This is a genomic window from Georgenia sp. TF02-10, assembly GCF_022759505.1.
In the GTDB taxonomy this organism is placed as follows: Bacteria; Actinomycetota; Actinomycetes; order Actinomycetales; family Actinomycetaceae; genus TF02-10.
This window is the reverse complement of record NZ_CP094289.1, coordinates 1,085,345-1,102,141: the sequence shown is the minus strand read 5'-3', so window position 1 is coordinate 1,102,141 and position 16,797 is coordinate 1,085,345. Positions and strand designations below refer to the sequence as shown.

At 73.7% G+C, this 16,797-nt stretch carries 14 protein-coding genes, 1 tRNA gene and 1 pseudogene; 5 read left to right on the top strand and 11 right to left on the bottom strand.

The window, feature by feature from the left end; translation table 11 throughout:
* The 3 genes and pseudogenes from MF406_RS04940 to MF406_RS04930 all read right to left on the bottom strand — a co-directional run.
* Complete coding sequence (locus tag MF406_RS04940) at nucleotides 1-939, bottom strand: glycoside hydrolase family 43 protein (protein WP_242896877.1); 939 nt, start codon at nucleotides 937-939, stop codon at nucleotides 1-3.
* 185 nt (nucleotides 940-1,124) lie between these two features.
* A complete protein-coding gene (locus MF406_RS04935) occupies nucleotides 1,125-1,787 on the bottom strand; it encodes a TetR/AcrR family transcriptional regulator (RefSeq protein WP_242897683.1) in 663 nt (220 codons plus the stop codon).
* 156 nt (nucleotides 1,788-1,943) lie between these two features.
* Nucleotides 1,944-2,191: pseudogene (locus MF406_RS04930) on the bottom strand (ISL3 family transposase); the annotation flags it as partial.
* Nucleotides 2,192-2,332: 141 nt separating this feature from the next.
* Here MF406_RS04930 and MF406_RS04925 point away from each other — a divergent pair.
* The gene (locus MF406_RS04925) at nucleotides 2,333-3,184 is read left to right on the top strand and encodes an SDR family oxidoreductase (protein WP_242896876.1); all 852 of its coding nucleotides are present in this window, start codon (nucleotides 2,333-2,335) and stop codon (nucleotides 3,182-3,184) included.
* Nucleotides 3,185-3,202: 18 nt separating this feature from the next.
* Nucleotides 3,203-3,337 carry a hypothetical protein gene (locus MF406_RS18685; RefSeq protein WP_256463936.1) on the top strand — a complete coding sequence of 45 codons (135 nt, stop codon included), beginning with the start codon at nucleotides 3,203-3,205 and terminating at the stop codon, nucleotides 3,335-3,337.
* A gap of 12 nt (nucleotides 3,338-3,349) precedes the next feature.
* Here the strand turns inward: MF406_RS18685 and MF406_RS04920 are convergent.
* Nucleotides 3,350-3,426, bottom strand: a tRNA-Leu gene (locus tag MF406_RS04920).
* Between the two features lie 177 nt (nucleotides 3,427-3,603).
* Here MF406_RS04920 and nhaA point away from each other — a divergent pair.
* Nucleotides 3,604-5,025: a Na+/H+ antiporter NhaA gene (gene nhaA / locus MF406_RS04915; protein WP_242896875.1), complete on the top strand. Its 1,422-nt coding sequence runs from the start codon at nucleotides 3,604-3,606 to the stop codon at nucleotides 5,023-5,025.
* Nucleotides 5,026-5,141: 116 nt separating this feature from the next.
* Here the strand turns inward: nhaA and MF406_RS04910 are convergent, their stop codons facing one another.
* Nucleotides 5,142-6,092, bottom strand: coding sequence for a Ppx/GppA phosphatase family protein (locus MF406_RS04910; protein ID WP_242896874.1), 951 nt, complete (start codon nucleotides 6,090-6,092; stop codon nucleotides 5,142-5,144).
* Between the two features lie 350 nt (nucleotides 6,093-6,442).
* Between MF406_RS04910 and MF406_RS04905 the strand changes: the two genes are divergently transcribed.
* Complete coding sequence (locus MF406_RS04905; protein ID WP_242896873.1) at nucleotides 6,443-6,892, top strand: hypothetical protein; 450 nt, start codon at nucleotides 6,443-6,445, stop codon at nucleotides 6,890-6,892.
* 260 nt (nucleotides 6,893-7,152) lie between these two features.
* Here the strand turns inward: MF406_RS04905 and MF406_RS04900 are convergent, their stop codons facing one another.
* The 6 genes from MF406_RS04900 to MF406_RS04875 form a co-directional block, all read right to left on the bottom strand.
* On the bottom strand, nucleotides 7,153-7,650 hold the full coding sequence (locus MF406_RS04900) for a DUF501 domain-containing protein (RefSeq protein WP_242896872.1): 498 nt from the start codon (nucleotides 7,648-7,650) through the stop codon (nucleotides 7,153-7,155).
* Nucleotides 7,647-8,348, bottom strand: coding sequence for a septum formation initiator family protein (locus MF406_RS04895; protein ID WP_242896871.1), 702 nt, complete (start codon nucleotides 8,346-8,348; stop codon nucleotides 7,647-7,649). The genes MF406_RS04900 and MF406_RS04895 overlap by 4 nt, the downstream gene beginning before the upstream one ends.
* A 355-nt stretch (nucleotides 8,349-8,703) precedes the next feature.
* Nucleotides 8,704-9,990, bottom strand: coding sequence for a phosphopyruvate hydratase (gene eno / locus MF406_RS04890; RefSeq protein WP_242896870.1), 1,287 nt, complete (start codon nucleotides 9,988-9,990; stop codon nucleotides 8,704-8,706).
* A gap of 192 nt (nucleotides 9,991-10,182) precedes the next feature.
* Nucleotides 10,183-10,734: a hypothetical protein gene (locus MF406_RS04885; RefSeq protein ID WP_242896869.1), complete on the bottom strand. Its 552-nt coding sequence runs from the start codon at nucleotides 10,732-10,734 to the stop codon at nucleotides 10,183-10,185.
* A 283-nt stretch (nucleotides 10,735-11,017) separates the two neighbouring features.
* The gene (gene mfd / locus MF406_RS04880; protein WP_242896868.1) at nucleotides 11,018-14,755 is read right to left on the bottom strand and encodes a transcription-repair coupling factor; all 3,738 of its coding nucleotides are present in this window, start codon (nucleotides 14,753-14,755) and stop codon (nucleotides 11,018-11,020) included.
* Nucleotides 14,756-14,905: 150 nt separating this feature from the next.
* Nucleotides 14,906-15,703, bottom strand: coding sequence for an IclR family transcriptional regulator (locus MF406_RS04875; RefSeq protein ID WP_242896867.1), 798 nt, complete (start codon nucleotides 15,701-15,703; stop codon nucleotides 14,906-14,908).
* A gap of 199 nt (nucleotides 15,704-15,902) precedes the next feature.
* On the opposite strand from MF406_RS04875, the gene MF406_RS04870 reads away from it, so the two are divergent.
* The gene (locus MF406_RS04870) at nucleotides 15,903-16,796 is read left to right on the top strand and encodes a dihydrodipicolinate synthase family protein (protein ID WP_242896866.1); all 894 of its coding nucleotides are present in this window, start codon (nucleotides 15,903-15,905) and stop codon (nucleotides 16,794-16,796) included.
* Nucleotide 16,797: the final 1 nt, after the last annotated feature.

The window sequence follows — 16,797 nt, the reverse complement described above, 5'->3', positions numbered from 1 at the left end:
TCAGTGCTGGGGGCTGGGCGCCCCGGCCAGCGCCGGGACCGACAGCCCGCGCGGCGAGATCACCAGCCGCTCGAGGTACATCTGCCGCTTGCCGCCGGCGGCGTCCCAGGCGTGGAAGGCGATGACGTCGCTGCCGTCGGGAGCGGTGGTGAGGCTGTTGTGGCCCGGGCCGACCAGCCCGGGCCGGGTGCGCAGGAGCGGCGCGGTGCCGGCCGGGGCGTGCCGCCAGGGCCCGAGGGGGTGGTCGGCGGTGGCCCAGGAGACCGCGTAGGCGGGCCCGGTCCAGGCCCCGCCGGAGTAGGTGAGCCAGTACCGCCCGTGCCGGCGGACGACCGAGGGCCCCTCGAGGGTGTGCCAGGTGTACCGGCGACCGTACATCTGCCGGTCGTGCTGGAAGACCTGCCAGTCGGCGTTCGGCGCCAGGACCGCGGTGGTCGGGCCGAGCTCGGTCATCGACGTCATGGGGGCGACGGCGAGGTGGGTGCCGGGGCGCTCGGCGTCGAGGATGTCCCGGGCGAAGAAGAGGTACCAGCGGCCGTCGTCGTCGCGGAAGGGGTGGGCGTCGATCGCGAAGCTCTCTTCCGGCGTGAGGTTGCGGCCCAGGTCCCGGAAGGGGCCGAACGGGCCGTCCCCGCGGGCGACCCGCAGGTGGTGGCCGTGGTCGCCGTGCCCGACGGAGTAGTACATCCAGTAGCCGCCCTCGGCGACGGCGACCTCGGGGGCCCAGTAGTCCTCCCCCAGGTCGGCCGGCAGCCGCTCCAGCACCGGCCCGCGCGGCTCCCAGGACTCCAGGGTCGCCGACCAGAGCGCGTCGAACGCCCGCGCACCGGGGTGCGCCTCGGCGGGCGGCGGCCCGGAGCCGTAGGCGGCGTAGGTGCCGTCCGGCAGCCGCAGGACGAACGGGTCCGCGAGGTAGCCGTCGTGGACGGGCTCGAGCATGCTGCGACCTCCTGTCGGCGTGGGCCTCAGCGTATGGGCGCCGGGTCCCCGGCACCCGGTCTTGGCGGCGGCGAGGGTGACGACGGCGACCCCGCCGACCCCCGCGACGACGGCGACCCCGCCGACCCCGCGACGACGGCGTCGACCGGTCGCGACCGCAACCCCGACGGTCCAGACGTCCAAGCTCACGCCGTCGCGGGAGCAAACGTCGACGCCCCCACGACGTACGGGACCAGGGAACTGACGAGCTCGTCTCGAGCAGTAGCAAAGTTCTCGTCGATCCAGGCCATCGTGACCTGGCTGACGCCGCCGGCTACAGCGGTGAGAAGAACGGAACGCGCCGCGCCGACAGCCACGATTGTCCCTCCGCGGGTCTCGACGAGCCGACCGATTAGCTCACCGAACTCTGACAGCCGCTGGATGTGGCGGCTCTCTACGGCTCGACTGACGCCAAGGATTTCGAACCAGACGAGTCGCGCCAGCGGGGGGTGTTGCTCGACGTACGCCAAAAAGCTGTCGAGTCCTGCGGCGACGGCGATGTGTGCCGGTTCAGTCGGCGGCACGCCGGCCCACGCGTCCGCGACAGCCTGCCGGAGTCGGTGATGGCATTCGTCGTACACCGCCAGGAGCAGGTCCTCGGTGCCATTGAACTCTTCGTAGAAGTAGCGGTCGGCTACCCGCGCCTGGCCACAGAGCTGACGCACGGTCGTCTTTCGGAACCCGACCGTTCCGAACAGTTCCAGGCCCGCGTCCATGAGTTGACGGCGGCGGCGTGCCGCCCGATCGGCGGGCGCCTCGCCACCGTAGACCCGGCCCCCGTTCGCCGGTTCCGGCGATTCGGTCGTCATAGGGAACATCCTAACGGGGCTGCGCCGCAGCCCGAGGAGTCGTGTGGGTGGTCGCCCGTGGTTTCGGGGCTCCGGCCAGCGGGACGACGACGGCCCTGGGGCCGCCGTGCTGTGACCGCTGGTTGGCGGTGGTGGGCTGTGAGCCTGCCCGCCTGACCGGAGCCTGATCATGAGCACGGTGGGGCGCCAGCCCAGCGGCTCGTGGGACAGGCGCCGGACGATCGTGTCCGGCGGGATGCCCTCGCACCCGCAGCGCTTGCACCAGCCGTCGCCCTCATCGGCCACCACCGGCAGGCCAGCACCGCACGCTCGGCCTCCAGGCGCTGCCCGATGACCTCCAGGCCGAGGTCGTCCAGGCCGGCGAACGTGGTCAGGTCCGGGCGGTCGAAGGTAGCGTCGGACAACGTCGAGGTCTCCTGGCTGGGTCGGTGTAGGAACCCCATCGCCGGGAGGCCTCGACCTCTACCCGTGCAGCGACGCGCCGGGTCCGCCCCGGTCCGGTCCTCACCGTGCTCCACCCTCATCTGCGCAGAGCCTGTAATGTGATGCGCACCATCATCAGATCGAGGAGGACCAGGATGAAGAGCTTCGCGGGCAAGGTCGCGGTCGTCACCGGCGGCGGCGGGAGCGGGATCGGGCACGCACTGGTCGTGGAGCTGGCCAGGGCTGGTGCACACGTCGCGTTCTGCGACATCGCGAAGCTCGAGAGCACCGAAGAGGAGATCGCCGCCCTCGGCGTCCCGTACCTCGCGCTCAAGGTCGACATGAGCGACCGCACCGCCATCGACGGATTCATCGACGCCGTGCTCGATCGGTTCGGTCAAATAGATCTGTTGTTCAACAACGCCGGGATCGCACTCGGCGACCGCACCTTCGACGAGCTCACCGCCGCAGACTTCGACCGCATCACCGACATCAACTACTGGGGCGTCGTCCACACCACGCAGAAGGCGTACCCGTCGATTCGCCAGCGACCCGAGGCTGCCATCATCAACATCTCCAGCGCGCAGGGCATCCTCGCGCTGCCATACATGATCCCCTACTGCACGACGAAGTTCGCCGTGCGGGGGTTCACCGACTCGCTGCGTGCCGAGCACCGACTCCGCGGAATCAAGAACGTCACCGTGCATACCGTCCATCCAGGCCGTGTCGCAACGAACATCACCGTAAACTCGGACTACCAGACCGAGACGAGCATGAAGTTCCACGAGAACCTCCAGAAGGGCATCTCGGCCGCCGACGCCGCCAAGGTGATCTTGAAGGGTGTCCAGAAGAACAAGGGACGCATCGTCATCAGCGACGGCAAGGTCCACGACCTCCTCGCCCGCATCCTCCCGACCGCCAACACCCACATCGTTCGCCTCGAGCTTCGCCGCCAAGGCGTCATCCCGCGCTGACAGCGGAAGGCAACCCTCGTGACCAACGACCAGCCCACCGAAGTCGACGTCTTCATCATCGGTGGGGGGATCTCTGGTATCGGTGCCACCTACCGCCTCCAGGAGATGTGCCCCGACCTGCCGTACCTCGTCGAAACCGGGAACGTCGCTTGAACGACCACGCTCTGGTGCCCCCAGCGGGACTCGAACCCGCACTGGGCCGGGTTTAAGCCGGCTGCCTCTGCCGATTGGGCTATGGGGGCGTGCGCCAATCCTGCCCCACCGCCCGCTCCCGACGCCGGCCGCCGCGGGCCGCGGACCTCCGCCGCTCCCGCGGCGGTGGGCCGGCCGCGCCGGGGCGGGTCCTATCCTGGGCCGATGCTCGAGCGGTCGACAGCCAGGTCCGTGTGCGGACGAGCCCGCGGCGAGGAGCGCGGCGGATGAGCGAGGAACCCGGAGCAACCGGGGCCGGGGGGCCCGCGCGCGGGTCGACGCCGGGCAGGTCGCCGCAGGCCGAGACGCCCCGGAGCGGGTACCCGCGGGCCGGGACGTCCCGGACGGGCGGGTCCCGCAAGAGCCAGCCCCCCACGAGCGGCTCCTCCCGGGACCGGTCGCCGCGGCGCGGGTCGACCCCGGGCGGCCCCGCCCGGCGCGGCCTGCTGAGCAGGTACCGGAAGAACCTTGGCAACGAGACGTTCGCCGGCATGGTGCTCCTGGCCGGCGCCGCCGTCGCCCTGGTCTGGGCCAACTCCCCCTGGCGGGCTACCTACCACACCATCGCCGACCACGTGATCGGCCCGGAGAGCCTGCACCTGGCCCTGCCGGTCGGCTCGTGGGCCTCCGACGGGCTGCTCGCGCTGTTCTTCTTCGTGGTCGGGCTGGAGCTGAAGACCGAGTTCGTCACCGGCTCCCTGCGCGACATCCGCCTGGCGCTGGTGCCGATGATCGCTGCCGTGCTGGGCATGGCCGGCCCGGCGCTGGTCAACACCCTCGTGCAGGCGGTCAGCGGCTCGGGCACCTACGCCGGCTGGGCGATCCCGGTCGCCACGGACATCGCGTTCGCCGTCGCCGTCCTGGGCATCTTCGGCCGGGGGTTCCCGCCGGCGGTGCGGACCTTCCTGCTCACCCTCGCCGTCGTCGACGACCTGCTCGGCATCACCGTGATCGCGGTGTTCTACACCGAGCAGATCCACTTCCTCCTTCTCGGCGCGTCGCTGGCCCTGATCGCCCTCTTCGCGCTGCTCGTGCAGCCGCGGGTCACCCGCTGGTGGCTGCTCGTCCCGGTCGCCGTGGTGGCCTGGGCGCTCATGCATGCCTCCGGGGTGCACGCCACCGTCGCCGGGGTGCTGATGGGTCTGACCGTGCCGGCCCTGGCCGGCGCTGGGGAGCGGTCCTCCCTCACCCACCGCCTCACCGCGGCCCTGCAGCCCTGGTCCGCCGGGGTCGTCCTGCCGATCTTCGCCTTCTTCGCCGCCGGCGTCTCCGTCGTCGACTCCGGTGGGCTGGGCGGGGTGCTCACCGACCCGGTGGCGATCGGGGTCTACCTCGCCCTGCCGCTGGGCAAGCTGCTCGGCATCTGGGGCGGGGTGGCCGTGCTGCTGGCCGTGACCCGGCTGCGGCTCGGGGAGGGCGTGCGGCTCGCCGACCTCGTCCCCGTGGGCCTGCTCGCCGGCATCGGGTTCACCGTCTCCCTGCTCATCGCCACCCTGTCATTCGACGCCGGCAGCCCGGAGGTCGACCATGCCCGGGTCGGGGTCATCCTCGGCTCGCTGATCTCCGCGGTCCTCGGCGCCGTCGCCCTGCGGATCCGGGCCTGGCGGCGCCTCGAGCACCTCGGCAGCGCCCACCTGCCGGCGGGCTGAGGGGTCACCGGCCGGGTGCGGGGCCGCTGACTGGGGTCCGGGGGCGCTGACTGGGGCCGGAGGCGCTGACCGGGTGCCGGACAGTCGCTCACGTCACCGGGTGCGGGGGTGCCGGGTCACGCCACGGACAGGGCGATGCCGTCCAGGATGTCGTGCTCGCTGGTCACCACCGTGCTCAGCCCGCCGCCGGCGGCGGTGGCCTCGGCCTGCACCCGGGTGATGATCTCCGACCAGACCAGGGCGCCGGCGCCGATGACGTCCACCCGGCCCGGGTGCATGAACGGCATCGCCGCCCGCTCGGCGCGGGTGGCGTGGAGCAGGGCCCGGCACGACGCCAGCACCGCCGGCACCGGCAGCACGGCGCCGTCGATCCGGGCCGGGTCGTACTCCGGCAGGTCCAGGGCGTGGGCGGTGACCGTGGTGACCGACCCGGCGAGCCCGACGAGCGTGCGGGTCAGCCCGAGCGGGACGACGGCGGCCGCGGCGTCGAGCGCGTGGCGCACGTCGGCCCGGGCGGCCTCCTCCTCGGCGGCGGTCGGCGGGTCGGTGGCGAGGTGGCGCTCGGCGATCCGGACGCAGCCGACGTCGACCGAGACGGCGGCGTGCGGCGTGCCCTGCCCAAGCACGAGCTCGGTCGAGCCGCCGCCGATGTCGACGACGAGGTGCGGGCCGGCGAGCCCGGCGGCGGTCAGCGTGCTGGCCGCCCCGGCGAAGCTCAGCGCCGCCTCCTCCTCCCCGGAGACCACCTCCGGCTCGACGCCGAGGGCTGCGCGGACACCGTCGACGAAGTCCTGCCGGTTCTCCGCGTCCCGGGTGGCGGAGGTGGCGACGAACCGGACCCGGTCGACCCCGTGCGCGGCGCACTGCTTGGCGTAGGCGCCGGCGGCGGCGAGGGTGCGGGCCAGCGCCGCCGGGTCCAGGCGACCGGTGCGGTCCACGCCCTGGCCCAGCCGGACGATCTCCGTCCGGCGCAGCACGTCGCGCACCGGGCCGGCCGGACCGTCCACGTCGGCGATGAGCAGGCGGATGGAGTTGGTACCGCAGTCGATCGCTGCCACCCGGGTCACGTGCTCACCCTGCCACGGCCGGCGTCCGCCGCGGCGCGCCGTTCACCGGGTGGGCAACGGGCGCCGACGCGGTCCTCCGGACGCCCGAGCGGCTGCAAGAGCGGGCCTCCCGAGTTACGTGAGGGTATTTTAATCCGGACTCGGGTCAGTGAACTCGGGGTGGCCACTGCCAGTCGGGAGTGCATTCCTGGCCTCCCGCGTCATGCCGCACGTCGCTGGTTCTGAAGTTCATTCCTAAGCACACCCCTTTCTGTCGACGTTGTCCATAATCAGACTCAACCGAGGACGGTACCGAATTGTCGTGTACCCCAAGTCGGGCCTGGAGGACGCTTCAGCGGTACACTGGCTTCATGATGAGCTGGGACAAGCAAGCGGCGAAATGGGACAATCAGATGAGGAGAGGTGACAAGCGTTCACGTCGCGACGAGCGCGCAAAGGCCAAGGAAGAGCACGGGAGGGCGAGAGAAGAGCGCGCAAGGGTCAAACTTGTCCCAGCAGATGAAGCGGAGCCCATTCTCCGAGACGCCGAGGTACTGCGAGCAGAGGGTGTCCATGTGTATGCATGTGCGGTACTCATCGCACACACCAGCGGCGGAGGTGCTGGCACCGGCGGGAAGTGGACCACTAAAATCTCCAGGTTCAACCCCTCTTGGCTTATCGAGCAACTCGAGAGATCCGGTTGGCGCCTTGAGAACATCGACCACGTCTGGATGCAGACAAGCCAGAATAATTCTATAACGGGCAACTTTGGAATCATCGAGGGATTTGTCGAGGCTCAGATGCTCTTCCGCAGAGACTAACGAGGGCCACAGTCTCGAACACATATACAGTGAGAACTTCTGGGGTTGATGTCAGCATGAAGGGAACTCCTTCACTCCGGCGGTGATCCTGTTCGGGCGGTCCAGGCCCTGTGCACACGTCTCACCTTGGGTCCGCGCGTCAGCTACGGGCGCCGAACCGGCCACCGCCACGCAGAGCCGTTCACCTTCCGCGGCCCGCAGTGCTCCCTGCGGCTTCTCAGGGGCCGGCTCCGGAGCCACCGGCGGGACAGGCGGCCAGCTCAGCAGGCGCAGCGGTCCGGGGACCACCGGCCGGCCAGCAGCGCCAGGGTCTCGTCCCCGAACGGGTTGACGCCGGGCCCGACGGCGAGGGTGTGCGCCAGCAGCGCGTGCAGGCACTTCACCCGGGTGGGCATGCCGCCGGCGGAGACCCCGTCGATCTCCGGCACGTGCCCCAGCTCGGCGCGGCGGGCGAGGTAGTCCTCGTGGGCGGCGGCGTAGGCGGCGCGCAGCCCGGCGTCGGCGGCGAGGCGCTCGTTCATCTCCGCCATCACCCCACCGGCCTCCAGGGTGCTCACCGCCCGGACCGCGGCCGGGTGGGTGAGGTAGTAGGAGGTGGGGAAGGGGGTGCCGTCGGGCAGCCGGGGCGCGGTGCGCACCACGGTGGGGCGACCGCACCGGCAGCGCGCGGCCACGGCGACCACCCCGCGCGGCTCCCGGCCCAGCTGCTCGGTCAGGACCGCCAGGTCCTGCTCCGAGACGGCGGACCCGCTGGTCACGGCGTCTCCGGGGGCGGACCGGTGGGGGCGCCGGTGGGGGTCAGTGCGTCCTCGGTGGGCGTGGTCAACCCGGACGGGTCCTCCTCGCCGGTGGCCGACTCTCCCGCCACCTGAACGGAGTCCCAGACGCGGACGTACCAGGGGGTGGCGGCGGCGCGGGCGGCGGCCCGCTCGGCCGCCTCGGCCTCGGCGGGGCTCTCCCCGCCGGTGACGGTCTCCGGGTCCACGACGACGTAGGGCGTCTCCCCCGGCATCACGTACCCGAGCCGGTCCCGGGCCTGGGCCTGCACGTAGGCGGGGTCCTGCCAGCGCTCGAGCTCGTGCTCCAGGGCGGCGGTGCGCTCCCGCGCGTCACTCACCTGGGCGTTGAGGGTGCGGAGCTGCTCCTGCTGGGCGACGGCGTACCGCAGGGTGGGGGCCAGCACGGTGAAGGCGACGAGCGCGACGATGAGCAGCCCGAGCGCCCGCAGGCTGATGGTGGGCCGGGGGCGCCCGTCGGCCCGCGGCGCCCCGAGGGTGACGCCCCGGCGCGGGGCCTGTCGGCCGGCCGGGCGGGCGGCCGTTGCTCCGGCCGACGCCGTGGGGCGGGGCGCGGCCTTGGCGCGCGGCGGGGCGGGCCGCTCGGCGGCGCCCCGGCCACGGTTCGCACCGCGCGCGCCCGCGGCGCCCCGGGGCGCGGCCGGACGTCGGGTGCTCATGGCCTCCATCGTCCCCCATGCGCCGGGCGATCCCGGGAACGCCCGGGCGTGAGTCGCGAGACCGGCCCGGCGCAGCGCGAGGCGGCGGGGGCGCGGTGCCAGGACGTCCCAGTGCTGCAGAACCGGGCTGCGGCGGACCCTCGGGGCGAGGGACGGCGGTGCGGCACGGGGCACGGGACGCCCGCCCGGCGGCGGCCCGGGCACGGCAGAGGCCCGGTGCGGCATGCGCACCGGACCTCCCGGTCCTTCGGAGCCGGTCGAGCAGCGGACCGTCGGTTCACCGGCACCCGGCCGACCCCAGGCGGGGCCGGCCCCGCCGCAGCAGGCGCCGCAGCGGGGCCGGGTCCGGCCGGGCTCAGACCCGGCGGGCGGCCCGCGGGAAGGCGCTGCGGCCGGCGTAGACCGCGGCGTCGTCGAGCTCCTCCTCGATGCGGAGGAGCTGGTTGTACTTGTTGATGCGCTCCCCGCGGGCCGGCGCACCGGTCTTGATCTGGCCGGCGTTCACCGCCACCGACAGGTCGGCGATGGTGGTGTCCTCGGTCTCGCCCGAGCGGTGGGAGACCATCGCGGTGAAGCCGTTGCGCTGGGCGAGGGTGACGGCGTCCAGGGTCTCGGTCAGCGTGCCGATCTGGTTCAGCTTGACGAGCAGGGAGTTCGCTGCGCGCAGCTCGATGCCCCGGGTCAGCCGCTCGGGGTTGGTGACGAACAGGTCGTCGCCGACGATCTGCACGCGGTCCCCGACGGTGGCGACGAGCTGGGCCCAGCTGTCCCACTCGTCCTCGCTCAGCGGGTCCTCGATGGAGACCAGCGGGTAGTTGGCGAGGAGGTCGCTGTAGTAGGCGATCATCTCCTCGCCGGTGGTGGACCGGCCCTCGAACTGGTAGGCGCCGTCGCTGAAGAACTCGGTGGAGGCGACGTCGAGCGCCAGGCCCATGTCCTCCCCGGGGGTGTACCCGGCCTTCTCGATGGCCTCGAGGATGAGGTCCAGCGCGGCGCGGTTGGACTCCAGGTTCGGCGCGAAGCCGCCCTCGTCGCCCAGGCCGGTGGCCAGGCCCCGGCCCTTGAGCACCGACTTCAGCGCGTGGTAGGTCTCCGCGCCCCAGCGCAGCGCCTCCTTGAAGCTCTCCGCCCCGATCGGGGCGACCATGAACTCCTGGATGTCGACGTTGGAGTCGGCGTGCGAGCCGCCGTTGAGGATGTTCATCATCGGGACCGGCAGCAGGTAGGCGTTGGGGCCGCCGACGTACCGGAAGAAGGGCAGGCCGGCGGACTCCGCCGCACCCTTGGCGACGGCGAGGGAGACGCCGAGGATGGCGTTCGCCCCGAGCTTGCCCTTGTTGGCGGTGCCGTCCAGGTCGAGGAGGGTCTGGTCGATGATGCGCTGCTCGGTCGCGTCGATCCCGAGCACCTCGGGGGCGATGGTGTCGATCACCGCGTCGACGGCGTTCTGCACGCCCTTGCCCTGGTACCGGCCGTCGTCGCCGTCGCGGCGCTCGACGGCCTCGAAGGCTCCGGTGGAGGCGCCGGAGGGAACGGCGGCCCGGGCGACGGTGCCGTCCTCCAGGGCGACCTCGACCTCCACGGTGGGGTTGCCGCGCGAGTCAAGGATCTCGCGGGCGCCAACGGCCTCGATGCTGGCCACGTAGGTCTCCTAACGATGAGGGTGTGCAAACAGGCTCAACCGTAGTACGGGGCGCCGGGGCCAGCGCGGGACCATCCGCCCGGGCTGCTCGGCCCTCCAGCGGTGGCGGTGCGGACCGTCCCGCCGGGCGGTCAGGCCGAGGGCTCGGCCCCTCCGGCTCAGCGGTCCCGTCCGGGAGATCGGCCCTCGGTGTCAGCGGTCCAGCCCGGGGTCCGCACCCTCGGGCTGGGCGATCCAGTCCGGGCTGAGCGGGCTGATGATCCCGGTCTCGTCGACGGTGCCGTAGCGCGGGTTGACCTCGATGTCGGCGTCGGCCATCGCGGTGGAGAACTCCTCGAGCACCGCCTGGCCCTGCTGGGCGTTCTGCAGGCTGGGGACGAGGAAGAGGTAGCGGCCCAGGTCAACGAAGGCGTCGCTGTAGCCGTCCTCGGGGGCGGTGGTGCCGGCGGCCTCGGCCTGCCGGTCGAGGAGGGAGACCACGTCGTCGTCGGACAGGACCACGTCGTGCTCGGCGGCGATGCCGGGGAGCACCTCCGCGGCGAGCATGGTGTTCAGGACGACGGCGGGCTCGGTGGGCTGGTTGGTCAGCGCGACGTAGTCCCCGTGCGCGTCGGCGAGGTCGTCCTCGCTCACCCGCACCCCGTTGATGGACGCGGCGGTGCCGGGCTGCGCCGCGCAGCCGGCCAGGAGGCCGGCGACGGCGAGGGCGGCGAGGGCCGGGCGTGCGGGCCGCTGGGGAACCACCGATGTACCTCCAAGGTCGCCCGGGCCGGTGCCCGGGGTGTGCAGGACCAGCGCCCATGGTAGGGCGCGCGGGCGGGTCCGGGGAGCACCGGCGGGGACGCCGGCGGCCGGCGGCGCCGCGGTGGCGGACGACGGCGGCCCGAACCGGCCGCGTCAGGTGCCCTGGCCCGCCGCGCGCCACGGCGCTGGGGCACCCCGGTCCGGTCAACCACGGCCCGACCGGTCAGGACGGTACGGCCACCGCGGCCGCCGTCGTCAACCGGTCAGCCCACGGCCCGGCGGGTCAGGACGGCACGGCCACCGCGGCCGCCGTCGCCACCCGGTCCTCCAGCACGGCGCCGATGAGGTCCCCCACCCACCGCAGCAGCGCCAGGTCGGTCAGCGGCTTCCCGCCCAGCTTCGCCGTGCGCGGGTAGGGCACCAGCACCGTGCGGACCGCGGGCTTGAGGACCGTGCCGGGGTAGAGCCGCTTGAGCCGGAGCTGGGCGGACTCGGCCAGCTCGACCGGGGCGAGCCGGACGTACTTGCCCTGCCCGGTGATCTCGGTCAGCCCGACGGCGCGGGCCCGCTCGCGCAGGGCCGCCACGGCGAAGAGCCGCTCGACCGGCTCGGGCACCGGCCCGTACCGGTCGGTGAGCTCCTCCCGCACGGCGACGATCGCGTCGTCGTCGGCGGCCGCGGCGATCTTGGCGTAGGCCTCCAGCCGGAGCCGCTCGTGCGCGATGTACTCCGGCGGGACGTGGGCGTCGATCGGCAGCTCGATCCGCACGTCGGCCTTCTCCGTCTCCTTCTCCCCCCGGAACTCCGCGACCGCGTCGGCGACCATCCGCACGTACAGGTCGAACCCGACCCCGGCGATGTGCCCGGACTGCTCCCCGCCGAGGAGGTTGCCGGCGCCGCGGATCTCCAGGTCCTTCATGGCCACCTGGATGCCCGCGCCGAGGTCGGTGTGCGCGGCGATGGTGGCCAGCCGGTCGTGCGCGGTCTCGGTCAGCGGCCGCTCGGGGGGGTAGAGGAAGTAGGCGTACGCCCGCTCCCGGCCGCGGCCCACCCGCCCGCGGAGCTGGTGGAGCTGGGCCAGGCCGAAGGCGTCGGCCCGCTCGACCAGCAGGGTGTTGGCGTTGGAGATGTCCAGGCCGGTCTCGACGATGGTGGTGCACACCAGCACGTCGAGCTCGCGGTGCCAGAAGTCCTGGATGACCTGCTCGAGCTGGTGCTCGCCCATCTGCCCGTGCGCGACCCCGATCCGGGCCTCGGGCACCAGCTCGGCGAGCCGGGCGGCCGCCCGGCCGATGGACTGCACCCGGTTGTGCACGTAGAAGACCTGGCCCTCGCGGAGCAGCTCGCGCCGGACCGCGGCGGCCACCTGCTTCTCCTCGTAGGGCCCGACGAAGGTGAGCACCGGGTGCCGCTCCTCCGGCGGGGTGGCCAGGGTGGACATCTCCCGGATGCCGGTGACCGCCATCTCCAGGGTCCGCGGGATGGGGGTGGCGGACATGGCCAGCACGTCGACGTTGGTCCGCAGCTGCTTGAGCGTCTCCTTGTGCTCCACGCCGAAGCGCTGCTCCTCGTCGATGATGACCAGGCCCAGGTCCTTGAACCGCACCTCCCCGGTGAGCAGCCGGTGGGTGCCGATGACGACGTCGACGCTGCCGACCCGCACCCCCTCGCGCACCGCCGCCGCCTCGGCGTCGGACTGGAACCGGGACAGCGCCCGGACCGCGACCGGGAACCCGGCGTACCGCTCGGTGAAGGTGTCCAGGTGCTGCTGGACGAGCAGGGTGGTGGGCACCAGGACGGCGACCTGCTTGCCGTCCTGGACGGCCTTGAACGCCGCCCGCACGGCGATCTCGGTCTTGCCGTAGCCGACGTCGCCGGAGATCAGCCGGTCCATCGGGGTCGGCTTCTCCATGTCCGCCTTGACCTCATCGATGGTGACGAGCTGGTCGGGGGTCTCCCGGTAGGGGAAGGCGTCCTCGAGCTCGCGCTGCCAGGGGGTGTCCGGGGCGAAGGCGTGGCCCTGGGTGGACATCCGGGCGGCGTAGAGCCGGATGAGCTCCCCGGCGATCTGCCGCACCGCCCGGCGGGCGTGGCTCTTGGTCTTGGCCCAGTCCGACCCGCCGAGCTTGTTCAGCGTCGGCGCCTCCCCGCCGACGTACTTGGTCACCTGGTCCAGGGAGTCGGTCGGGACGAAGAGCCGGTCCCCGGGCTGGCCGCGCTTGGTCGCGGCGTACTCGATGACCAGGTACTCCCGGGTGGTGGCGTCCGCCCCGGTGCCGACGGTGCGGGAGGCGAGCTCGACGAACCGGCCCACCCCGTGCTGCTCGTGCACCACGTAGTCGCCCGGCCGCAGCGCCAGCGGGTCGACGACGCCGCGGCGCCGGGAGGGCATCTTGCGCATGTCCCGGGTGGAGGTGCCGGCCCGGCCGGTCAGGTCGGGCTCGGTGAGCAGGGCGAGCCGCAGGTCCGGGGCGACGAACCCGCGCCCGGTGGTCGCCGTCGTGACCAGCACGACGGCGGCCGGCGGCTCCTCGGCGACGTCGGCGACCAGCCGGGCCGGGACGTCCGCGCCGGCGAGCTGCTCGGACATCCGGCGGGCCGGCCCGGGGCCCTCGGTGGTCAGCACGATCCGCCAGCCGTCGTGGACCAGGCGCGCCAGGTCGGTCAGCGCCCGGGCGACGTCGCCGCCGTAGCGCTCGACGTCGCGGGCGGCCACCCGCAGCGGGCCGGCGGTGCCGGCGTGGTCGCCGTCGCCGTCGCCGTCGCCGTCGGGACCGGGACCGGCGGTGGCGGGGCCGGCGGGGCCAACGACGGCGGGTCCGGCACTGGCCGCGGGGCCGGCGGGGCCGGCGGGGGCGGGGCCGGCGGGAGCCACGGGACCGGCAGGGGCGGCGGCGGCGAGCTCGGCGTCGGTGGGCAGCGCGGACAGCGACCACCAGCCCATCCCGCGGGTCAGGGCCAGGGCGCGGGCCTCGGCGAGCTGGGCGAAGGACGCGGCCCGCAGGTCCAGCGGGGTGGTCCCGCCCTGGGCGGCGGAGGCCCAGGCGGCGGCGAGGAACTCCTCGGTGGTGGCGACCAGGTCGTGCGCGCGGCGGCGGATCCGCTCGGGGTCGGACAGCGCGACCAGGGTGCGCTCGGGCAGCAGGTCCAGGACCGGCTGCAGGCGGTCCACGAGCACCGGGGCGAGGGACTCCATGCCCTCCACCGCGATGCCCTGGCCGAGCTTCTCGAGCAGGTCCGCGGCCCCGGGCAGGGCGGGGACCAGGTCCCGGGCGCGGGCCCGGACGTCCTCGGTGAGCAGCAGCTCCCGGCACGGCGGGGCCCACAGGCCCCGGTCGGCGACCTCGAGGGAGCGCTGGTCGGCGACGGCGAACCAGCGGACCTCCTCCACCTCGTCGCCCCAGAACTCCACCCGCACCGGGTGGTCCTCGGTGGGCGGGAAGACGTCGAGGATCCCGCCGCGCACGGCGAACTCCCCGCGCCGCTCGACCATGTCCACCCGGGTGTAGGCGGCCGCGGTCAGGTCGGCGGCGACCTGCTCCAGGTCGGCCTGCTGGCCGGGGGCCAGGGCGACCGGGGCCAGCTCGCCCAGCCCGGCGACGACCGGCTGGAGCAGGGCCCGGACCGGCATGACGAGGACCCGGACGGGGCCGGCCGGGCCGACCGGCTCGGGGTGGGCGAGGCGGCGCAGCACGGCCAGCCGGTGGCCGACGGTGTCCGCGCGCGGGGAGAGCCGCTCGTGCGGGAGGGTCTCCCAGGCCGGGAAGACGGCGACGTCGTCATCCGGCAAGAAGGCCCGCAGGGCGCCGGCCGCCTCGTCCGCCTCGCGGCCGGTGGCGGTGACGACGAGGACGGGCCGGCCCGGCTCGCCGGTGGCGATCTCGGCGACCAGCGGCGCGCGCACGCCGAGCGGGACGGTGATGCTCACCTGCGGGGCGAGCACCGGTGCGGCGGCGAGGTCGACGGCGGCCGCGACGGCCGGGTCGGTGCGCAGCGGCGGGAGCAGTCCGGTGAGGTTCATGGGTCCTTCGCGAGGTCGCGGGCAGCACAGGAGCCCCGCATCCGGGCGGAGTGCGGGGTAGCCGATCCAGTGTACGGCGCCGGGGGCGCGTCGGGGCGGGCGGCGCCGAGACGCACCTGAGCCGCTCGCGAGACGGGGTGCGCGGGGCGGCTAGAAGACGCCCTGGACGGGTGCGCTCTCCTCGATCTGCGCGCGCGCCTCGAGCAGGGCCGCGGCCACCTCCGCCTCGCGCGCCTCGGTCATCCGGTCGACCGGCACCGAGCAGCTGATCGCGTCGAGCACGGGGCGGGTGTAGCGCAGGGCGACGCCGAGGCAGCACAACCCGGGCGTGTTCTCCTCGTTGTCGATCGCGTAGCCGCGTCGGCGGGTGCGCTCGAGCTCGGTGGTGAGGTCCGCCGGCGCGGTGATCGTGCGGTGGGTGACGGCAGCCAGCGGCCCGGCGGGCGCGTCGCCGCGCTCGGCGAGCAGCGCTTTCCCGAGGCTCGTCGCGTGGGCGGGGAGCCCGCGCCCGACGCGGGCTATCCGCCGCGGCTCGCGCCCCGACTCGTGAGTGGTGAGGTAGACGACCCGGTCGCCGTCGAGGCGGGCCAGGTGCACCGTCTCGCCCAGCCGGTCGCGCAGCGCGGCGAGCACGGGCCGGGCGACGCGCAGGTACGGGTCCGAGTCGAGGATCGAGGTACCGACCAGCAGGCAGCGCAGGCCGATCGCGTAGAGCGTGCCGGTCGGGTCGGTCCGGACCCAGCCCGACCCGCTGAGCGTGCGCAGCAGGGCGTGCACGCTGGACCGCGGCGCCCCCAGCTCGTCGGCGAGCTCGGCGAGGCGGGCGGGCACGCCGCCGCGGTCGGCGAGGAGCTCGAGCAGCTGCAGGGTCCGGGCGGCGGACTTCACGGCCGACGAGGGCGCGTCGCCGGGCACGGCGGCGAGTTCTCTCGGGGTCGGGGCTGCCACGGCCCCCAGGGTACGGCCTGCGGCGGCCGGCGAGGGGTCTTCCGGCACGTGCCGCACCTCCCGCCGCGGCCACCGGCCGCCCTGCGGGTATCCGACCAAGGTCCTTGACGCCCCCGTCTGACGGGCCGCTATCGTTACCGCGTCCACATACGTGAACGCTGTTCGTAGCTTTGAACGGCCTCCATAGACAGGAACATCGATGTTCGTACCGGCAGGTGCCGTCCCGGCCCTCGTCACCCCCCTGGACCCGCACGGCGAGCTGCTCGAGGACGGCCTGCGCGCCCTCCTCGACCACGTCATCGCGGGCGGCGTCCACGGCGTCTTCGTCCTCGGCAGCTCCGGCGAGATCTACGGCCTGGACGACCGGCAGAAGCGTCGCGTCGTCGAGATCACGGTGGAGCACGTCGCCGGCCGGGTCCCGGTCTACGCCGGCGCCTCCGAGATCACCACCCGCGACTGCGTGCGCACCGCCCGCATGGTGGCCGAGGTCGGCGGGGTCTCCGCCCTGTCGGTCCTCACCCCGTACTTCATGACGCCGACGCAGCACGAGCTCCTCACGCACTACACCGAGGTCGCCGCGGCGACCGACCTGCCGGTGGTGCTCTACACCAACCCGGGCCGCACCGGCGTCGACCTCGACGTCGAGACCGTGCTCCAGCTGGCCAAGGTCGAGACCATCGTCGGGATCAAGGACTCGAGCGGGAACCCGGACCTCCTGCGCCGGTTCCTCACCGAGCGCCCCGCCGGCTTCGCGGTGCTGGTCGGCCGCGACAACATGATCCTCGAGGGCCTGCGCGAGGGCGCCGACGGCGCGATCGCCTCGACCGCCAACGTGGCACCGGCCCTGGTGGCCGGCATCTACGAGGCGTACCGGGCCGGCGACCTCGAGCGCGCCGCCCGCCTGCAGGCCGCGCTGTCGCCGCTGCGTGCCATCGTCGACCGGGCGACGTTCCCCGTGGTGCTCAAGGAGGGGCTGCGGCTGGTCGGCGTCGACGCCGGCGTCTGCCTCGCCCCGGCCCGGGACATCGACGAGCAGGTGCGCGCCGAGCTCGCCGTCGTGGTCGCCGACGCCCTCGCGGCGACCACGGACTGAG